This is a genomic window from Collinsella sp. TM05-37 (genome assembly GCF_003436455.1).
In the GTDB taxonomy this organism is placed as follows: Bacteria; Actinomycetota; Coriobacteriia; order Coriobacteriales; family Coriobacteriaceae; genus Collinsella.
The window spans coordinates 1-16879 of the sequence record NZ_QSPN01000014.1; the positions used below are offsets into that span (position 1 = coordinate 1).

General features: G+C 60.1%; 15 protein-coding genes. 8 read left to right on the forward strand and 7 right to left on the reverse strand.

The genetic code is table 11. The features are described 5' to 3' along the window. Positions 1–521 (reverse strand): transposase (locus DXD48_RS07615; protein ID WP_147324159.1); only part of this gene is annotated, 521 nt, incomplete at its 3' end. 373 nt (positions 522–894) lie between these two features. Here DXD48_RS07615 and DXD48_RS07620 point away from each other — a divergent pair. The 5 genes from DXD48_RS07620 (at position 895) to DXD48_RS07640 (ending at position 5497) form a co-directional block, all read left to right on the forward strand. Continuing rightward, positions 895–1908 (forward strand): hypothetical protein, encoded by a 1014-nt coding sequence (locus DXD48_RS07620; protein WP_055252625.1) that lies wholly within the window; start codon positions 895–897, stop codon positions 1906–1908. Positions 1909–2233: 325 nt separating this feature from the next. Then, a complete protein-coding gene (gene lacA, locus DXD48_RS07625; protein WP_006234830.1) occupies positions 2234–2662 on the forward strand; it encodes a galactose-6-phosphate isomerase subunit LacA in 429 nt (142 codons plus the stop codon). A 63-nt stretch (positions 2663–2725) separates the two neighbouring features. Further along, positions 2726–3250 (forward strand): galactose-6-phosphate isomerase subunit LacB, encoded by a 525-nt coding sequence (gene lacB / locus DXD48_RS07630; protein WP_006234831.1) that lies wholly within the window; start codon positions 2726–2728, stop codon positions 3248–3250. Between the two features lie 376 nt (positions 3251–3626). Then, positions 3627–4508, forward strand: a complete 882-nt coding sequence (locus DXD48_RS07635; protein ID WP_117564678.1) for an aldose 1-epimerase family protein — start codon at positions 3627–3629, stop codon at positions 4506–4508. Positions 4509–4561: 53 nt separating this feature from the next. Continuing rightward, a complete protein-coding gene (locus DXD48_RS07640) occupies positions 4562–5497 on the forward strand; it encodes a hexose kinase (protein WP_117564736.1) in 936 nt (311 codons plus the stop codon). Positions 5498–5836: 339 nt separating this feature from the next. Here the strand turns inward: DXD48_RS07640 and DXD48_RS07645 are convergent, their stop codons facing one another. Both DXD48_RS07645 and DXD48_RS07650 read right to left on the reverse strand, forming a co-directional pair. Continuing rightward, entirely contained in the window at positions 5837–7465 is a 1629-nt protein-coding gene (locus DXD48_RS07645) for a UDP-glucose--hexose-1-phosphate uridylyltransferase (protein WP_233502326.1), read from the reverse strand. Next, positions 7456–8661 (reverse strand): galactokinase family protein, encoded by a 1206-nt coding sequence (locus DXD48_RS07650; RefSeq protein ID WP_117564681.1) that lies wholly within the window; start codon positions 8659–8661, stop codon positions 7456–7458. Before DXD48_RS07650 ends, DXD48_RS07645 begins: the two co-directional genes overlap by 10 nt. 383 nt (positions 8662–9044) lie before the next feature. Here DXD48_RS07650 and DXD48_RS07655 point away from each other — a divergent pair, with 383 nt between their 5' ends. Both DXD48_RS07655 and DXD48_RS07660 read left to right on the forward strand, forming a co-directional pair. Next, positions 9045–10031 carry a LacI family DNA-binding transcriptional regulator gene (locus tag DXD48_RS07655; protein ID WP_117564683.1) on the forward strand — a complete coding sequence of 329 codons (987 nt, stop codon included), beginning with the start codon at positions 9045–9047 and terminating at the stop codon, positions 10029–10031. A 129-nt stretch (positions 10032–10160) separates the two neighbouring features. Next, positions 10161–11321, forward strand: a complete 1161-nt coding sequence (locus DXD48_RS07660) for an FprA family A-type flavoprotein (protein ID WP_117564685.1) — start codon at positions 10161–10163, stop codon at positions 11319–11321. Between the two features lie 59 nt (positions 11322–11380). Here the strand turns inward: DXD48_RS07660 and DXD48_RS07665 are convergent, their stop codons facing one another. Continuing rightward, positions 11381–12184, reverse strand: coding sequence for a DeoR/GlpR family DNA-binding transcription regulator (locus tag DXD48_RS07665; RefSeq protein WP_117564687.1), 804 nt, complete (start codon positions 12182–12184; stop codon positions 11381–11383). 335 nt (positions 12185–12519) lie between these two features. On the opposite strand from DXD48_RS07665, the gene DXD48_RS07670 reads away from it, so the two are divergent. Next, positions 12520–13377: a class II fructose-bisphosphate aldolase gene (locus DXD48_RS07670; RefSeq protein WP_022095149.1), complete on the forward strand. Its 858-nt coding sequence runs from the start codon at positions 12520–12522 to the stop codon at positions 13375–13377. Positions 13378–13699: 322 nt separating this feature from the next. On the opposite strand, the gene DXD48_RS07675 is transcribed toward DXD48_RS07670, so the two are convergent. From DXD48_RS07675 to vsr, 3 genes are all read right to left on the reverse strand, one after another. Further along, the gene (locus tag DXD48_RS07675) at positions 13700–14323 is read right to left on the reverse strand and encodes an HAD family hydrolase (RefSeq protein ID WP_089572377.1); all 624 of its coding nucleotides are present in this window, start codon (positions 14321–14323) and stop codon (positions 13700–13702) included. 56 nt (positions 14324–14379) lie between these two features. Further along, complete coding sequence (locus DXD48_RS07680) at positions 14380–15309, reverse strand: AraC family transcriptional regulator (RefSeq protein WP_158548959.1); 930 nt, start codon at positions 15307–15309, stop codon at positions 14380–14382. A gap of 497 nt (positions 15310–15806) precedes the next feature. Beyond that, on the reverse strand, positions 15807–16796 hold the full coding sequence (vsr, locus tag DXD48_RS07685; RefSeq protein ID WP_117564690.1) for a DNA mismatch endonuclease Vsr: 990 nt from the start codon (positions 16794–16796) through the stop codon (positions 15807–15809). Positions 16797–16879: the final 83 nt, after the last annotated feature.

The window sequence follows — 16879 nt, forward strand, 5'->3', positions numbered from 1 at the left end:
TCCGACAGGTCGACCGCGGCCTCGAGGGCCGGGCAGGACTCGAGCAGCACCGCGCGCAGGCGGTTCTTGTCCCTGGTCGCGCAGGCGACGACGTGGTCGCGCTGCGACGAGAGGGCGCGGGCGGCCTCGAGGGCCTCGCCGCGGCCCGGGACCCCCGACAGGGAGTCCGGCACGCCCAGGGCGGTCCGCGCGATCACCTCGGCGTCGCGCTCGTCGGTCTTGGCCTCGCCGGCGAACAGCCCGGCGGCGCGGCTGGCGGCGAGGCCGGGAAGGTAGGCGACCGCCAGCCCCGCGGCGCGGGCGCGCCGCACGGCGAGGGACCCTATGTTGCGGAACTGGTCGACGACGACGAGCGTGCCGGCGGGCGCGGAGGCGAACAGCGCGTCGAGCTCGGCCTCCCTGTTGCGGACGGGGGCGCTGGCCAGCACCTCCCCGTCGCGGTCGATCAGGCAGGCCCAGTGCGATGACTTGCCGACGTCCAGGCCGAGCACGGCCGCGGGCCTGGTGGATGGCGCTTTCACGGTGGTATCCTTCCGGTAGTCGTTCGACCGGATGGCCTCCCCCTCGGCACTCACATTACCAGCCGCGGCGCCTGCCCGGCACTTTCCTATCAGCCGTCGGGGGCGGCGCGTCCCGCGCCGGCAGCACCCAACGGGCCCTCTCGGGGGCAGGGACGTTCGGCCGTGCGCGGGCGCCCGGTCGGCGGCCCGTTCTGGGCGCGCCTCAATCGTAGCCCGAGACGGTCCCGGGCTGACAATTTCGACTGTAATGGACGTTCTTAAACGACTGGTCATTGGGGACAGTCTTGGTGCGCTCCGTTCGTCCTCCCGTTCGATTTTTGCTCGGTGGGTATACTTCCATCCGCAATACAGGCCGGAATGAGGAGGTATCCAAATGCCGGACAACGGATTGATTCAAAAGAAAGATGCGCACGAGATGGCTCATGGGCGTCCTGTCCAGATAACCGAGCACACGGCGGTAACCGAGCTGCAGCCCAGTCTGTCCGATGTCGTGTGCGCAAACAAAAAGCTGCAGATTGGCTTTATCGTTGCGCTCGTGGTCCTGGCGCTGCTGTCGGGCTTTGTAGCTCGTCCGCATTTCGCCGATACCAAAACTTGGGACTCCACCATCGAGGTCATCGACCAAAAGAAGGGTAACGTACTGGCGCTCACGACCTCGTGCGTGGCGCTGTCTGCGGGCATTACCGCGCTGCCGGGTGATACGGGAACGCCGGTTGCCGAGCAGCTCGCGCAGCTTTCAGGCAACCTTGGTATCGTGCTTGCCGTGCTCTACCTCGAGAAATACCTGCTAACCATTTTGTGGTCGGTTGGCTTGGGCATCTTAATCCCGTTTGCGTTGGTGCTCTTTGCGGTGTCGCTCGGCATTCACGGGCGCTGGAGCACGAGCGCTGTCCTGCGCCGTGTGGCGACACGCGTGCTGGTAGTTGCCGTGATCGGCATGGCGTTGGTGCCTGCAAGCGTTTGGGTGTCGCAGAAGGTCGATGAAACGTATCGCGTAAGTATTGAGCAAGCTGAGCAAAAGGCTGCGGACGCTGCGGACGCGGCCGACACCACGGACAAGTCAGCCGAGACCAGCTCAAAATCGAACAAGAAAAAATCCGAGGCCACGGAGTCCAAAAACGTGCTCGAGCAGTTGACTGATGGGGCCTCGAGCCTTGTTACGTCGGTGACCAGCGGTGCCAAGCAGATGACCGACGAGATCGTGCAGCAGGTGACCGACCTCATCGAAGGCGTCATCGTGATGATCGTGACTTCGTGCGTTATCCCGCTGCTGGTGCTCGTGGCGTTCCTGTGGCTGGGACACGTACTGCTGGGGATCGATATTTCCGGCCCGGCGAACTATTTGACGGGCCGCTTTCTGAGTGCTCCGTCCAAGCACGCCAAATAGGGTGGGCAGTCCGAGTAGCTAAAACAGCTGTATATACCGGGGAATACCGCCGAAGGGCGGCCGAGACACGTTCTTGGCCGCCCTTTTGTTTGTTGAACACATGGTCGCTACGTCCGCGCCCGGCTCAAACGGTCAGCAATCATCCGTGAACGATATTTGTTCAAAAAAGAACAAAGATAAACAAATAGTTGTTGCAGTTACTGTTCGAATGTGTTCAAATAAACATGAACAGTGAAGAACCGCACATTCAGATGCCCGGACCTGAACGCGATTCAACACTTCCAAACAGAAACTACGCACCTGCGTATCTCTCAAGGAGGATGTCATGAGGGTTGTAATCGCTTCCGATGCCGACGGTATGTCGATGAAGGAGTCCATCAAGGAGATGCTCATCGCCGACGGTCACGAGGTCGTCGACTATTCCGAGACCCCTGCCGCGGACTTTGTCGATTCCGCGACCGCCGTTGCCAAGGACCTGCTGGAGCACAAGGATTCCCAGGGCTTCGCATTCGATAAGTACGGCGTCGGCTCCTATATGGCCGCCGTCAAGATCAAGGGCATGGTCGTCGCCAACATTTCCGACGAGCGTTCCGCTTACATGACCCGCGAGCACAACGGCTCGCGCATGGTCACCATGGGCCCGGGCGTTGTGGGCACCGAGGTCGCCAAGAAGATCGCCCGCGAGTTCCTGCGTGCACAGTACGCCGGCGGCCGTCACCAGATCCGTGTCGACATGCTCAACAAGATGGCCTAACGAGAGCCACCGAGAACTCGAACTTCTACCTCAACTTGTGAATTCAGACGAAAGGACGTTCTGATGAAGAAGACCATCGCAATCGGTTGCGACCATATCGTTACGGACGAGAAGATCTATCTGGCCGACCGCCTGGAGCAGGCTGGTTACAAGGTGCTCGACTGCGGCACCTACAGCCACACCCGTACGCACTATCCCATCTACGGTAAGGCCGTGGGCGAGGCTGTTGCCAGCGGCAAGGCCGACTTTGGCGTGGCCCTGTGCGGCACCGGCATCGGCATCACCAACGCCGTCAACAAGGTTCCCGGCGCCCGCTGCGCCCTGGTCCGCGACATGACCTCTGCCCTGTATGCCCGTCGCGAGCTCAACGCCAACATCGTGGGCTTTGGCGGCAAGATTACCGGCGAGTTCCTGATGGCCGATATCATGCTTGCCTTCCTGGAGGAGCCCTACGAGAAGACCCCCGAGCACGATGCCCTGATCGCCAAGATCGATGCCTGCAATAAGGCCGACGCCGAGGCTCAGGCTGACCCGCACTTCTTTGACGAGTTCCTCGAGAAGTGGGACCGCGGCGAGTACCACGACTAAGGAGGTTACGCGGTTTTACCAAACCGCGTAACGGGTCGACGCTGCGAAGCCATCTGGTGGGCAATCTGCCGTTCAGCTTCGGCGGCATGACCAGAAGGTCAATGCCGCCTCGCTTCACGGCACCTTGCCTCACCAGCTGGCTTCTCGCTGACGTTGAGGTGACCTGTGGGGTTACCGCTGTTGTTGCGAAGATTTCCGATACGGCGAGCTGCTCCGATAACACGTTTGCTTGCTTGGCTTGAGTGCTTCGCTCTTGGCTGTACTTGGCGATTTGCAGCTTTTCAATTGACGGCTCGCGTTTCTGTGAGGGGGCGCGGGCCGGTTTTCTATCAGCCCTATTGACTTGGCGGGCTGTCGTAAGAAAGGGAAGGCTCCTATGGAGTTTGTTCTTGATAACGGTTCTATCCGCGTAGCACTGAGCACGGCGGGCGGGTCGTTCACTTCTATTGCGGCCAACGGCCGTGAGTACCTGTGGCAGGGTGACCCGGCGGTCTGGTCGGGCCAGGCACCCATTTGTTTCCCGATCTGCGGCGGCCTTCGTGACGGTCGCGCAATGACCACGGGCGGCCGCGAGGTCAAGCTCGCCCGCCACGGCTTTGCTCGCAAGCAGGAGTGGAAGCTCGAGGAGCAGAGCGACAACATGGTTGCGCTGAGCTTAAGCTCTGCCGACCATGCCGAGTTGCTCGAGCAGTACCCGTATCCGTTTAAGATCGTTGCTCGTTACACGATCGATGCGGAGAAGGTGGCCGTGTCGTACGAGGTGACCAATGAGGGCACCGAGGACATGCCGTTCTTTGTGGGCGGTCACCCTGGCTTTAAGTGCCCGCTTGACGAGGGCGAGTCCTACGACGACTACGAGCTTCGTTTTGAGCAGCGTGAGGCCACCGAGCTCTGTACTGCCGTTCCCTCGACGGGCCTGATTGATGTTGAGCATCGCAGCAAGAACCCCATGATCGGCCATGACCTGCCGCTTACCCACGAACTCTTCGACTTCGCGGAGACCATCTTTGACGTGCTCGAGAGCCGCGTGGTTACGCTGACCAAGAAGACCGAGGACAAGGGCGTGCGCCTGACGTTCCCCGATATGCCGTACCTGATTGTGTGGAGCAAGCCCGAGGGTGACTTTGTGGCCGTGGAACCGTGGGGCGGCCTGTCCACCTGCTCCGACGAGGACGATATTCTGGAGCACAAGCGTGGCTGCCTGGAGGCCAAGCCGGGAGAGACCGTCACCCGCGGCTTTGAGATCGAGATCCTTTAACGAGTTATCGTATGTTTGGGGCGGGTTATGCCGCCCCGGAACAGGAGTTCAACATGATTCTGACCGTTACCATGAACCCGTCGATTGATACGCGCTATCAGCTCGACAAGTTGATCATCGACGACGTGAACCGTGTGACGCCCGAAAAGACCGCTGGCGGCAAGGGCCTCAACGTGAGCCGTGTGCTGCTGCAGTTGGGCGACGATGTGCTCGCGACCGGTCTGCTCGGCGGACACATGGGTGCCTATATGGCCGAGCTTATGGATGCCGACGGCGTCAAGAACGACTTTGTGCCCATCGCCGGTGAGACGCGCATTTGCCTGAATATTCTGCACGAGGGTAATCAGACCGAGCTGCTGGAGAGCGGCCCGCAGATCGCTCCGGCCGAGCTCGAGGCCTTTACGGCCAAGTTTGCCGAGCTTGCAGCGAAGGCGGACGTTGTGACGCTTTCGGGCTCGCTGCCGCGTGGCGTCGATGCCGGCTACTATGCCGAGCTCGTCAAGATCGCCGAGGAGGCGGGCGCCAAGGTGCTGCTCGACACTTCGGGTGCATCGCTGGAGGCCGCGCTGGAGTCCGACGCTAAGCCTGAGCTCGTAAAGCCCAACCTGACCGAGATTAACGGCCTACTGGGTACGTCCTTTACGACCGATGATGTCGATGCCCTGCGCGAGGCGCTTGCCGCCGATGACCGTTTTGCCGGTATCCCCTGGGTTGTCGTTTCGATGGGCGCTGCCGGTTCGGTGGGCTTCCATGAGGGTCGCGCGTTCCGCGCCAAGACGCCCGCGATTGCGGCTGTGAACGCAACGGGTTCCGGCGACTCGACCATCGCCGGCTTTGCACATGCCATTGCTGCTGGCGCCGACGACGTCACGGTGCTCAAGACCGCCAATACCTGCGGCAAGCTCAACGCCATGGATCCCAAGACCGGCCACCTGGTCATGGACCGCTGGGACGAGATCTTCAACAACGTTGTCGTGACTGAACTTTAAGGTTACGGCGTTTTACCAAACGCCGTAACGGCTCGACGCTGCAAACCCGCCAGAGCGGCAATCTGCCTTTCAACTTCGGCGGCATGACCAGAAGGTCAATGCCGCCTCGTTTCAAGGCACCTTGCTCGCTCTGGCGGGTTTTCGCTGTCGTTGCCAAAACATCGGCGTTGCCTTGTCGCAAGTAGTCATCGGGGACGTTCTTTAATGACTAGTCGTTTAAGAACGTCCCCGATGACTACACTCAAAAAACGGTGCCCGTCGGCGATATTGCCGGCGGGCACCGTTGTCGTGTAGGTGGCTATGTCGTGTGGGCTGCTGTTGAACGTTCGGGCCCGTGCTCTACAGCGAGTCGATAAAGCGCTGTTGGGCGGCGCGTCCCGCCTCGTCCCACTTAAAGACGCCGGCGTTGTCGAGCACGTGGCCAAACACCACGCCGACCTCTTCGTGCAGGATATCGATGGCGTTGTCCGCCGTGAGCTCATCGGCGCGGCGGGCATAGACGTCCTCGGCCCATGCGGCGTGGCTGTGGCAAAGGTCGTCGCCCTCGAGCGCGGCGGCAAGGTCGTAGCTGGCATCGGCCTTGGCCGCCAGCAGGTGCTCGCGGACAGCGCCGAGCTCGGGGACCAAGCGCGGCGGTAAAATCGCCAGGCCCATGACCTCGATCAGGCCGATGTTCTCCTTCTTGATATGGTGGTACTCGGCATGCGGGTGGAAAACGCCCAGCGGATGTTCGTCGGTCGTGATATTGCAGCGAAGCGCCAGGTAGGCCTCGTAAATCTCGCCGCCGGCATTGCCGCGGGAGTCGACGCGGCGGATGACGGGCGTCACGGTGTTGTGCGCCACGCCATCGGCCGTGTGCGCGATGACGCCCACAGACTCATCGGTCCACTCGCGCCAGGCGAGGATAATCTTCTCGGCAGCGTCGAGCAGCTGGGCGCGGTCATGCGAGCGCAGGCGCAGCACCGAGAGCGGCCACTGCAGCACGGTACCGGTGACCTGGTCAAAGCCGGGCACGCTAAACTGCGAGACCTCGGCGGCATGCATCATGGGGAACTCGTGCGCACCGCCCTGGAAGTGGTCGTGCGACAGAATCGAGCCGCCCACGATGGGCAGATCGGCGTTGGAGCCAATAAAGTAGTGCGGGAACAGGTCGACAAAGTCGAGCAGGCAGGTCAGGCCCTTGCGGTCGACGTGCATCGGGCGATGCTCGGAGCTCATGGCAATGCAGTGCTCGTTAAAGTACGCGTACGGGCTGTACTGGAAGCCCCAGCGCTCGCCGTCGAGCTGGATGGGAATAACGCGCAGGTTCTGACGGGCGGGATGAGCGCCGCCGTCGGCTGCGGCGGAGCGTCCGGGGTAGCCCTCGTTCTCGATGCAGAGCTGACAGGCGGGATACTTCTCGCCCGTGTTTTTGGCGGCACCGGCTGCGGCAATATCGCGCGGGTCCTTTTCGGGCTTTGACAGGTTGATAGTGATCTCCAGGTCACCCCAGTTGGTGGGGGTGTTCCATTTGATATTGCGCGCGATGGCGGCGCGGCGCACGTAGCCGGCGTCGCAGCACAGACCGTAGAACCAGTCGGTCGCGGCGCGGGGCTCGTTGACGCCCATGCGGCCGTCGAACTCCTCGTTTACAACCGAAGGCCTCGGCATCAGCGCGCCCATGATGCGCATGGCGATGCGGTCGCGGCCCGACGCCGTGTCCTCGGCGGCGCCGTTGGCAACGGCGGCCTCGGCAAGCGCGGCGAGCGTGCCCTCCAGGTCAAAGTCAGGCAGGGTATCGGGGTGCAAGAGCGAGAGTTTCTCAACTTGGAGTGCCCAAGTCATGTCGAGTGCGGGGCCCGTGGCGCCGATGCACTCCAAAATGGTGTTGTATGCCCAGATGCGATCGTCCTGGCCGATCATCGATCGGTGGATAGCGTACTCGATCAGGTTCTGCGCGGCCTCGCGCACGTCAGTCATTACAGCCATGCCGCGTAAGCCCCCTTGTCAGAGATGGCGTAGTGACGGGCAGAGCCTTCGCCCAGCCAGCCGTTCATCTTGGCGATGAAGGTGTCGACCAGGTCGAGCGGCACGAAGGCCTGGATGGTGCCACCAAAGCCGCCACCGTGGATACGAACGGCGCCGCGGCCGTCGAGCACGTGCTCGGCCAGCGCCAGGGCATACATGGAAGGCTGCTCGGAGCCCAGCTTGGCAACGACATTCTGCAGGTACATGGCAGAGCTGGCGCCGGACTCGCGCGTCAGGACCAGGAACTGGTCGATGTCGCCGGCGTTCAGGGCTGCCCAGCGCTTGTCGACCAGGCCGTTCTCGTACCAGTAGTGAACGGCGCGCAGACAGGCACGGTCGCCCAGCTTGGCGCGCAGCTCGGGGAGCTTGGCGTCAAAGTCGGCAACGTCGACCTCGCACAGGCGTGCCTTGCCAAACTCGGCGGCGACGTCCTGCATCTCGCGCGGAACGGCGGCGTAGTCATCGGTGGCGGCCACGTGGTCGGCACCGACCTTAACGAGCACGAGCGCATAACCGTGATCCTCAAAGTTGAGCTCGAGCTTCTGGGTTTTAGGCTGAGCCTGATCCTCAAAGTCCATGTAGGCGAGGCCGCCCAAGCAAACGGCGGCCTGGTCCATCAGACCGCAGGGCTTGCCGTAATAGTTGTTCTCGGTGCGCTGGCTCATCTGGGCGAGCGCGACGGGCTCGATGGCGGGTGCGTCCCAGAGCGTCTCCATGGCGCGACCGTATGCCGCCTCGACAGCAGCGGAGCTCGAAAGACCGCCGCCCGAGGGGACGGAGCAGGTGAAGGCAAAGTCGAAGCCCTGGGGCTCAACGCCCAGAGAGGCGATTTCGTGGGCCATGCCGCGGACGAGGCTTGCGGACGTGCCCTTCTCGGACTCCTGAACGTCTAGCGTATCGAGCGTGATCTCAAACGTAGGATAGCCCTCGTCGGCGACGCGAACCTTGTTGGAATCGGTCGCCACGGCAATGCCGTCGACGGCGACATCGAGCGAGCCGGCGATAACGTGACCGCCCTCGTGATCGGTGTGGTTGCCGCTGATCTCGGAACGGCCGGGCGCGTGCACATAGAGCACCTGGCGATCGCCGATGGGGCCAAACTCCTCCTCAAACAGCTTGGTGAGCGTGGCGAGTGTCTTTTCGTCGGGGGTGGTCATGAGGGTCCTTTCCTTGGCGCATACTGACGAGTTTTCCGTCGTAGTGAGTACGTTAACAATCTGAAGTGGCATAAACTCAGCATCTACGATGCCGCACGTTACGGGCTATGTTAACGTACTCATAACACAACACTTATCACTTTTTGAGAATCTGGTAATCGGTAGAAATCCAGCCGTGAACGGTATTGCCGTATGGACTTATAGAGCAGAAGAGTTGCGGATTGAAAAAGTAGAGTACGTTAACATGCGTCCGACGATAGCGGGCTTCGGCGCGGGGCGTATTTCTGCCCGGGCCGGCATGCACGCTATTCAGATCTCGCGAGGGTGAAGGTGATCCTGTGGTAAGGCGCCCGTCCAACGATACAGGTACGCGTCCGGTCTCCATGGCCGACGTCGCCCGCGCTGCTGGCGTTTCGCAGCAGACGGTTTCGCGCGTTGCCAACGGCCTCCCTAACGTCAACGAGCAGACGCGCCAGCGCGTGCAAGCCGCCATGCAGGAGCTCGGCTTCCGTCCGAGTTATGCCGGTCGCTCGCTGCGCGACGGCCGTTACCATTCGGTCGGTCTGTGCGTCAACGATGTCACCAAGTTTGGGAACCTCTCAATGATCGACGGCATCGCCAGCGCAGCTCGCGAGCATAATTGCGCCATCACGCTGGTCGAGATGTCCAAGACCGAGGAATTCTCGCTTGCCGAGGCAACGCGTCGTATGGCCGCGCTGCCCGTGGACGGCATCATCATCGGCATGAGCCGTATGGCGCCCGATTTTGAGACGTTTGATCCGTTACCGGGTATCGGCACGGTTATCGTCACCATGTATGCGCACCCGCGGGTGACTACGGTCGACTCCGATCATTACGGCTGCTCGCTGTTGCTTATGGACCATCTGTTTGAGCTGGGGCACGAGCAGATTCGCTATATTGGCGGCCCGTCGTTCTCGGTCGACGAGCAATTTCGTCGCGCCGGTTGGCAGGATGCGCTCGAGCGTAAACACATCGAGCCGGCAGAGCCGCTCGAGGGCGACTGGTCTGCCAACAGCGGTTACGAGGCCGGCAGATATCTGGCCGAGCACGATCGCACCATGACGGCGATTTACGCGGCAAACGACCAGATGGCAAATGGCGCAATTGCAGCGCTGCGCGACAGCGGCTTGCGCGTGCCCGAGGACGTGAGCGTGGTGGGTGTCGATGACTCACTCGACGACTTTGTCGCGCATAACGAGCTCACGACCGTTCGATTCGACTTGCATCAGCGTGGGCGCGAGGTATTCGAGCATGCGGTTCCCGAGGCGGGTACGGCGGGCAAAACCGTTGCCATTCGCATTCCCGGTCAGCTCATCGTTCGACACACCACGGCAGCGCCGCGCGCATAGTTTTCGCAGGTCAACGGCTCGGCGTTGCATATCAATAACAATCGGTAAGGATGCCGGCAGATAGCCGTGACTATGAAGGCGAGTGCTATGATAGACGGGTTCATTTGTCTATCTAGGAGGCTTTGCCTGATGGAGATCACCAAGGATATCCGCTACATTGGCGTTGACGATCATGACATCGACCTGTTCGAGGGCCAGTACGACGTGTCCGAGAACGGTATGGCATACAACAGCTACGTTATCTTGGGCGAGAAGATCGCTGTCGCCGATTCGGTCGATGGCGGATTTGTCGACGAGTGGCTCGGCAACCTCGAGACCGTACTCGACGGCCGCACGCCCGACTACCTGGTCATCCATCACATGGAGCCCGATCACTCCGCCGGCATCGCCGCCTTTATGGAGCGCTATCCCCAGGCGCAGATTGTGGCAAGCATGGGCGCCTTCCGTATGATGGTCAACTACTTTGGCACCGACTTCCCCGAGCGCAAGATGGTTGTCAAAGAGGGCGACGTGCTTGATCTGGGTGGCCACAGCCTGACCTTTGTCGGCGCCCCCAACGTTCACTGGCCCGAGGTACTCTTCTCCTACGAGGCTACCGACAAGGTGCTCTTTAGTGCCGACGGCTTTGGCAAGTTTGGCGCCAACGACATCGAGGATCCGGAAGGGTGGGCCTGCGAGGCGCGCCGTTACTACTTTGGCATCGTGGGCAAGTTCGGCAAGTTTGTGCAGGCCGTGCTCAAGAAGGCCGCCGACCTGGACATCCAGATCATCTGCCCGCTTCATGGCCCCGTGCTGACCGAGAACCTGGGCTACTACCTCGACACCTACAACACCTGGTCGAGCTATCAGCCCGAGGATGAGGGCATCACCATTGCCTACGCGAGCGTCTACGGCCATCTGAAGGCTGCCGTTGAGGAGCTTGCATCTGCGCTCGAGGCTCGCGGCCAGAAGGTCTCCGTTTTTGACTTGGCTCGCGACGACATGGCCGAGGCCGTTGAGGATGCGTTCCGCTATGACCGTCTGGTGCTCGCTTCCATCACCTATCAGGGCGAGATCTTCCCGTTCATGAGCACCTTTATCCATACGCTTGCCGAGCATGCCTACCAGAACCGTACCGTGGCGCTTGTCGAGGCCGGCTCCTGGGCGCCCGCCGCTGCCAAGGTTATGACCAAGGAGCTCGAGGGCATGAAGGACATCACCCTGACGCAGAACAAGGTGACCGTGCTAGGTTCGCTCAGCGACGCATCGCGCGCCCAGATTGAGGCCCTCGCTAACGAGCTCTCCAAGTAGCGATACGCTCACGTTTAACGCTCAAACCACCACAAAGGTGCCTTTGTGGTGGTTTTTGTTTAAGCGCTGGCGATGAGGAGATTTGGGCGGGCGTTGTCGACGATCTCGGCGATTGAGGTGGCGACGGCGTGATCGGGGTCACGGTCCATCACGATGGCGTTGACGTCGGTCAGCTCGGCAAAGCGGTACATGCCGCGTCCGTTGACCTTACTGGCGTCCATGAGGGCGACACTTTGACGGGCGGCACCGACCATAGCCGCTTTGGTCTCGGCCATCTGCGGAAAGTCGGTCGTAAAGCCGCAGCCGGGAACAAAGGCGCCGGGGCACATGACGGCAAGGTCGGCGTGGACCATTTGGAGCGCTTGCATGGTAAGTGGGCCGTACAGATAGCGATGACCTTTGCGCAGTGCCCCGCCCAGCATGACGACATCGACTGAGGGCATGCTCTCGTCGATGTAATCGGCAATGGTAATGTCGGCCGTGATGACGGTGATGCCATCGCGCTGGTCGAGGAGCCGGACAAACTCGAGCGCTGTGGTGCCCGAGTCGACGAGCAGCGTGTCGCCGTCATTGACGAGTTCGATGGCGCTTTGTGCGATGGCCTGCTTGGCGGCGACATTGACGTTGATGCGGCGATCCTGGGTGGATACGGTCAGTCGCTTCTGGAGCGACACGGCGCCGCCATGCGTGCGGCGCAGCTTGCCGGACTCGGCGAGCGCGTCTAGGTCGGCGCGGGCGGTAACGGAGGACACGCCAAAGGTCTGGGCGATTTCTGCTACCTGCACCGAGGCGTTATGTTCGAGCATTTCCATAATGGCGGCACGACGCTCATCGGCGAAAGCTCGGGTTGTTGCATGGGCCATATCCGCTCCATCATCGTCTGAAATTTGCAGGAATTGTGTTGAGTCTATTTTCGTTCATTTTCTTTTTAAGTAAGAAAACGCCTTTCGATTACTTACTTTTTCTATAAAAGAAAGACCTCGAACGCCCAAAATTCAATATCGAACACGCCCACTCGGCTCCAATTCCTTCCGTTTACTTTTCAAAAACGGCTGTATTGACCTGCATGGGCTCAATATCTCGCACGTGCAAAGCCGCTGAATTTCATACAATAAGTGCAGCAAAACACAAGGTAAAACGCCTTGTGAACAACTACGCCCGATGTCCAGATGCGGGCGAGGGAGAGGAGCAAACGCTCATGGCACTTGTTACCACCGAAAAGATGCTCAAGGACGCTCAGGCCGGCCACTACGCCGTCGGCGCGTTCAACGTCGAGAACCTCGAGTTTGTTATGGCCGTTCTGGCCGCTGCCGAGGAGACCAAGTCCCCCGTCATCATGCAGACCACCCCGGGCACCATCAAGACCGCTGGTCTGGACTACTTCTACGGCATGGTCAAGGCTGCCGCCGAGCGCGCTTCCGTGCCCGTCGCTCTGCACCTCGATCACGGCGATGGCTATGACCGCTGCATGCAGGCTTTCCGCACTGGCTACACCTCTGTCATGATCGACGGTTCGCACGAGTCCTTCGAGGACAACATTGCCCTGACCAAGTCCGTCGCCGACGCTGGCCGCGCCATGGGCGTGCCCGTCGAGGCCGAGCTCGGCAAGGTTGGCGGCAAGGAGGACGACGGTCCCGCGGTTGAGGGCGAGAGCCCCTACACCGATCCGGCCGAGGCCAAGGAGTTCGTCGAGCGCACTGGCTGCACCTCCCTCGCTATTGGCGTTGGCACCAGCCACGGCGTGTACACGAGCGATCCGCACATCGAGCAGTCCGTGGTCAAGGCCATCCGCGACGCCGTCGACGTGCCGCTGGTTCTGCACGGTACCTCCGGTGTGCCCGATGAGCAGGTTGCCGAGGCCGTGAAGAACGGCATCTGCAAGGTCAACTACGCCACCGAGCTGCGTCAGGCCTACACCAAGGGCTTCATGGCCTACATGGCCGAGAACCCCGCCTGCTTCGATCCCAAGAAGCCGGCCAAGGAGGGCATGCGCGAGATCACCGAGCTGGTTAAGATCCGCATGACCAACCTCAACTCTGTGGGCAAAGCAGAGTAACAGCAAGGGTACTCCGACTCGCTACATATCCCGGGGAGGGACGAGGGCTTAGTTCCCCAATCGTCCTCGGGCATGCAAAAAGCCTCGCTGCGCACTTCGTGCGACGAGGCTTTTTGCCCCCTGCGGAAAGATTGGGGAACTAAACCCTCGTCCCTCCCAGGTTGACCTACTCGAGGTCGTCGCCCTTGTGGCGTTAGGGCGGAAAATAATAAGAAGCCTTCGCGCTGCGGAATGATTTTGGAAACTAAGTGCGGGGGCCCGCCCAAGCTGTCCTGTTCAATCGCCCTTGTGGCGTTAGGGCTGAAAGGGTGGGGCGCGTGGGTTATTTGGTTGTTAGGGTTAGTAGGTCGTTGGGGGTTTTGAGGTTGTAGGTGGCGTTTGGGATATCTTGGTGTGATCCCCATGCTGCTCGGGCAAAACTGACCCCTGCTGAAGTTGCGCATTGTTCGTCGTAGACGGTGTCGCCAACGTAGACGACGTTGCCAGGATTCGCGCCCGCACGTCGGAGATATTCGAGCATGGGTGCGGGTGCGGGTTTATGTTCGGTTGTGTCTTCGACAAGGATGATGTGCTCAAAATACTTATCGAAACCAAGGGGTGCAATTTCTTTTGCGTATTCGTCGCGCGCACGTGAGGAGACGATGCCAAGTTTGCAGCCGCTATCGGCGAGCGTTGCGATGACTTCAAGCAAACCTGGAAACACGCTGATGGTGCTTTTAAAGCTGGCGGCAACTTGGCACCAGCGATCCAACGTTGCCTGCGAGTAGATCCCAAGTTTCTCAAGGGCATCCTTGCCGGGTATGCCGAGGGCAAAGTCAAGCTCGTGTCGGGGAAGCGTTTTGCTGGTCTCTTCTTGGACAATCTGGACAAGCGATGACAGAACGCTTTCTTCTGTATCTGCCAATGTCCCATCAACGTCAAATACGATATGGTCAAAGTGCTTCATATGATTGCTCCTCTCTGTTGTTTGCCTGCAAGTTTGATGCAGTGACAGAAGAAGGGCTAGCGGGATTTCTGCCTGGTGCTATCGAGATTCTGCCTCGCTGCTCGATAGCTCGAAGGAGTGCACCCCATTTGTTCTTTAAATACCTGGCCAAGATGGCTTGCTGTTATAAATCCGCATTGGCGCGCGACTGTCTGTACCGTTCTCGTGGTGTGTGCCAAAAGTTCGCAAGCACGGTTTATGCGGTATGCGCGTAGATATGCCGCCGGGGTCGTTCCTGCACAAGTTTCGATAATGCGGTAACACTCTCTTTCGCTTACGCCGGCTGCAGATGCCATCTGGGGCACATCTATAGCGGCTGCATAGTTTGCGCGGATAAAGTCCAGGATTGCCTTGAACTGTACGTCGCGGCTGGTCATCCAAGAGGCGCCGTCGGAAGAAAAGAGCGGTTCGGTCTTGGCGTTAATCTGAATCCAGAGCTCTGACAAACTATTTCGAAGCGCCATCTCGTTCTGCGGCTGTTGAAGGTCGTGGTTAAAGGAACTCTTTAGCAAATCGATAAAGGGCATATCGTCGGGGTTGGTGGGCGACCATTTGAGCACATCGACGCCTCGACATTGCAGCAAAGGATTGATATAGCGCTTTTGAAGGCGTCCCGCGGGATCGCCGAGCATCGACGGCTGAAAGATATGCAGCATTTGAATGGCTGGCGCCGAATTGGGTGATTGCAGCGTGCTGTGCAAAACGCCGCCGTTGATAAAGCCGGCGGACCCTTCCTCAAAGCGTACGTGCTCATGAGCCGCGTGCGTTCGATAGTCAATCGCTCCCTGCTCCATGTAGAAAAGCTCAACTTCGGAATGCCAGTGCCAGGGGACGGAATTGCCCGGATAGCGAGCGAATTCTGCGCGTTCGGCAATATAGGGCCAGTCATCGGCGGTCTCGGGAAACGCTTCCTCGCGTCCTCCGCGGTGCAATTCTATGTGATCCATGTTTCGCATGGCATCAGTATAAAGCGCGATGGGCTTAGATTGCTCTTGCCTGTTCGGGGAACGCCTTGTCTAGGGATGCTTGGAGCTTTTCGAACGATGCTCGCAAGTTGAGGTTCTGGTCGGTTGAGCGTTTTGCTTTTGTGGTGGGGGAGTCGAGGAGGCCATTTCTCTGTGTCGGGGGGAAGGAGAAAAGGTCTGCATGTGTTAGGGATGGCTGCTGTGTTGCGTCATTGGAAGAATGCATGCTTATGCGGCCTCCTCGATGTCCACCAAAAGGTTGCGCACGGGGTGTGCTGCTAGGTCCCGTGCGTTGGCAGTATTATGCCGCGGCTGCTGAAAAGAAGCGCTAAAGAAAGGCTTAACCTGGTTTGATGTTACGATGAAACTGCAGTTCAGAGGTATCGAGTAACACTCTTGAAAGGTTTTGAGCTTAAGGGCTTTCTAAGGTTTGTGACGTGGATGTGGCGCGGACGTGCGGAGCGTGTGAATGCTCGCTGTTAGCGCTGCGGCTCTGTGGCGCGCACCTGCTCGATGACCTTTTCCATCGTGGCGTCGATGCGGTCTTTTTTGAGTTCGCATTCCCAGATGGTTATGGGCGTCCAGCCCATTTGAGTGAGCGCTGCCACAGCAGCACGGTCGCGCTCGACGTTGCGACGGAACTTTGCCTCCCAAAACTCAACGTTGCGCTTGGGCTGGCTTGGGTTGCACTTGGGGCAGCGGTGCCAAAAGCAACCGTTGACGAAGATGGCGATCTTGCGGCCGGGGAAGGCGATGTCGGGCTTGCCGGGTACCTTCCATTCCAAACGATAGCCCGTAAGGCCCGCGGCCCGTAGGCGCTGACGTACGAGCAGCTCGGGCTTGGTGTTGGCGCGCTTGTTGCCCTTCATGGACTTTTTGATGGCGGCGCGACGGCGGACCAGTTCGCGCTCGTCAGCGGAGAGGTCCGAGGTATCGATGCCGTCGAGCAGGCCGGGCTTGGGACGCTTCTTGCTGCGGCGCTTAGGTGCGCGCTTGGGCTCGGTGGAGGGCTCGTCGGTCGCGGTGGCGTCGGCGTAGTTGGCAGTGCCGTTGGCCTCAAGCCGATCTTCCCTCAACTCAATCAGAGCATCGATAAGCCCTTTGTCGGCGGGCATCCACTCAACGGTGGCAAGCGAGGTGCGCGGAATCCAGCGGATATCGAGCTGGCGGTCGTGCTTCTGGGGCTCATCGGATTCATCGGCGAGCGAGCAGTAGTAGCACTCCATGGAGAGATGGAAATCGGGGTAGTCGTACTCAACGGTGTAGAAGTCACGCAGGTTGGTGACCTTCACCTGCAGCTCTTCCATGAGCTCGCGGCGCACGGCGTCCTCGGGCGTCTCGCCGCGCATGAGCTTGCCGCCTGGGAACTCCCAAAGTCCCCGCATGTCGCCATAGCCGCGCTGCACGGCAAGCAGCTCGTCAGATCCTTCCTTGCGAATGATCCCAGCGGCAACATGAACAGTCTTCAACAGGAGTCCTCTCTCAACATCAACAAGTGACAGGCTAGCTACCCGTACCTTACACAACGGTAAGGCAAGCGTAAGCCATATCG

Coding starts and splice junctions, on each gene's coding strand:
- DXD48_RS07650 (WP_117564681.1), bottom strand. CDS start 8,661: ATGACCACCCCCGACGAAAAGACACTCGCCACGCTCACCAAGCTGTTT.
- DXD48_RS07680 (WP_158548959.1), bottom strand. CDS start 15,309: ATGGATCACATAGAATTGCACCGCGGAGGACGCGAGGAAGCGTTTCCC.
- lacA (WP_006234830.1), top strand. CDS start 2,234: ATGAGGGTTGTAATCGCTTCCGATGCCGACGGTATGTCGATGAAGGAG.
- DXD48_RS07655 (WP_117564683.1), top strand. CDS start 9,045: ATGGCCGACGTCGCCCGCGCTGCTGGCGTTTCGCAGCAGACGGTTTCG.
- DXD48_RS07635 (WP_117564678.1), top strand. CDS start 3,627: ATGGAGTTTGTTCTTGATAACGGTTCTATCCGCGTAGCACTGAGCACG.
- DXD48_RS07660 (WP_117564685.1), top strand. CDS start 10,161: ATGGAGATCACCAAGGATATCCGCTACATTGGCGTTGACGATCATGAC.
- DXD48_RS07620 (WP_055252625.1), top strand. CDS start 895: ATGCCGGACAACGGATTGATTCAAAAGAAAGATGCGCACGAGATGGCT.
- DXD48_RS07640 (WP_117564736.1), top strand. CDS start 4,562: ATGATTCTGACCGTTACCATGAACCCGTCGATTGATACGCGCTATCAG.
- DXD48_RS07665 (WP_117564687.1), bottom strand. CDS start 12,184: ATGGCCCATGCAACAACCCGAGCTTTCGCCGATGAGCGTCGTGCCGCC.
- DXD48_RS07645 (WP_233502326.1), bottom strand. CDS start 7,465: ATGGCTGTAATGACTGACGTGCGCGAGGCCGCGCAGAACCTGATCGAG.
- lacB (WP_006234831.1), top strand. CDS start 2,726: ATGAAGAAGACCATCGCAATCGGTTGCGACCATATCGTTACGGACGAG.
- DXD48_RS07675 (WP_089572377.1), bottom strand. CDS start 14,323: ATGAAGCACTTTGACCATATCGTATTTGACGTTGATGGGACATTGGCA.
- DXD48_RS07670 (WP_022095149.1), top strand. CDS start 12,520: ATGGCACTTGTTACCACCGAAAAGATGCTCAAGGACGCTCAGGCCGGC.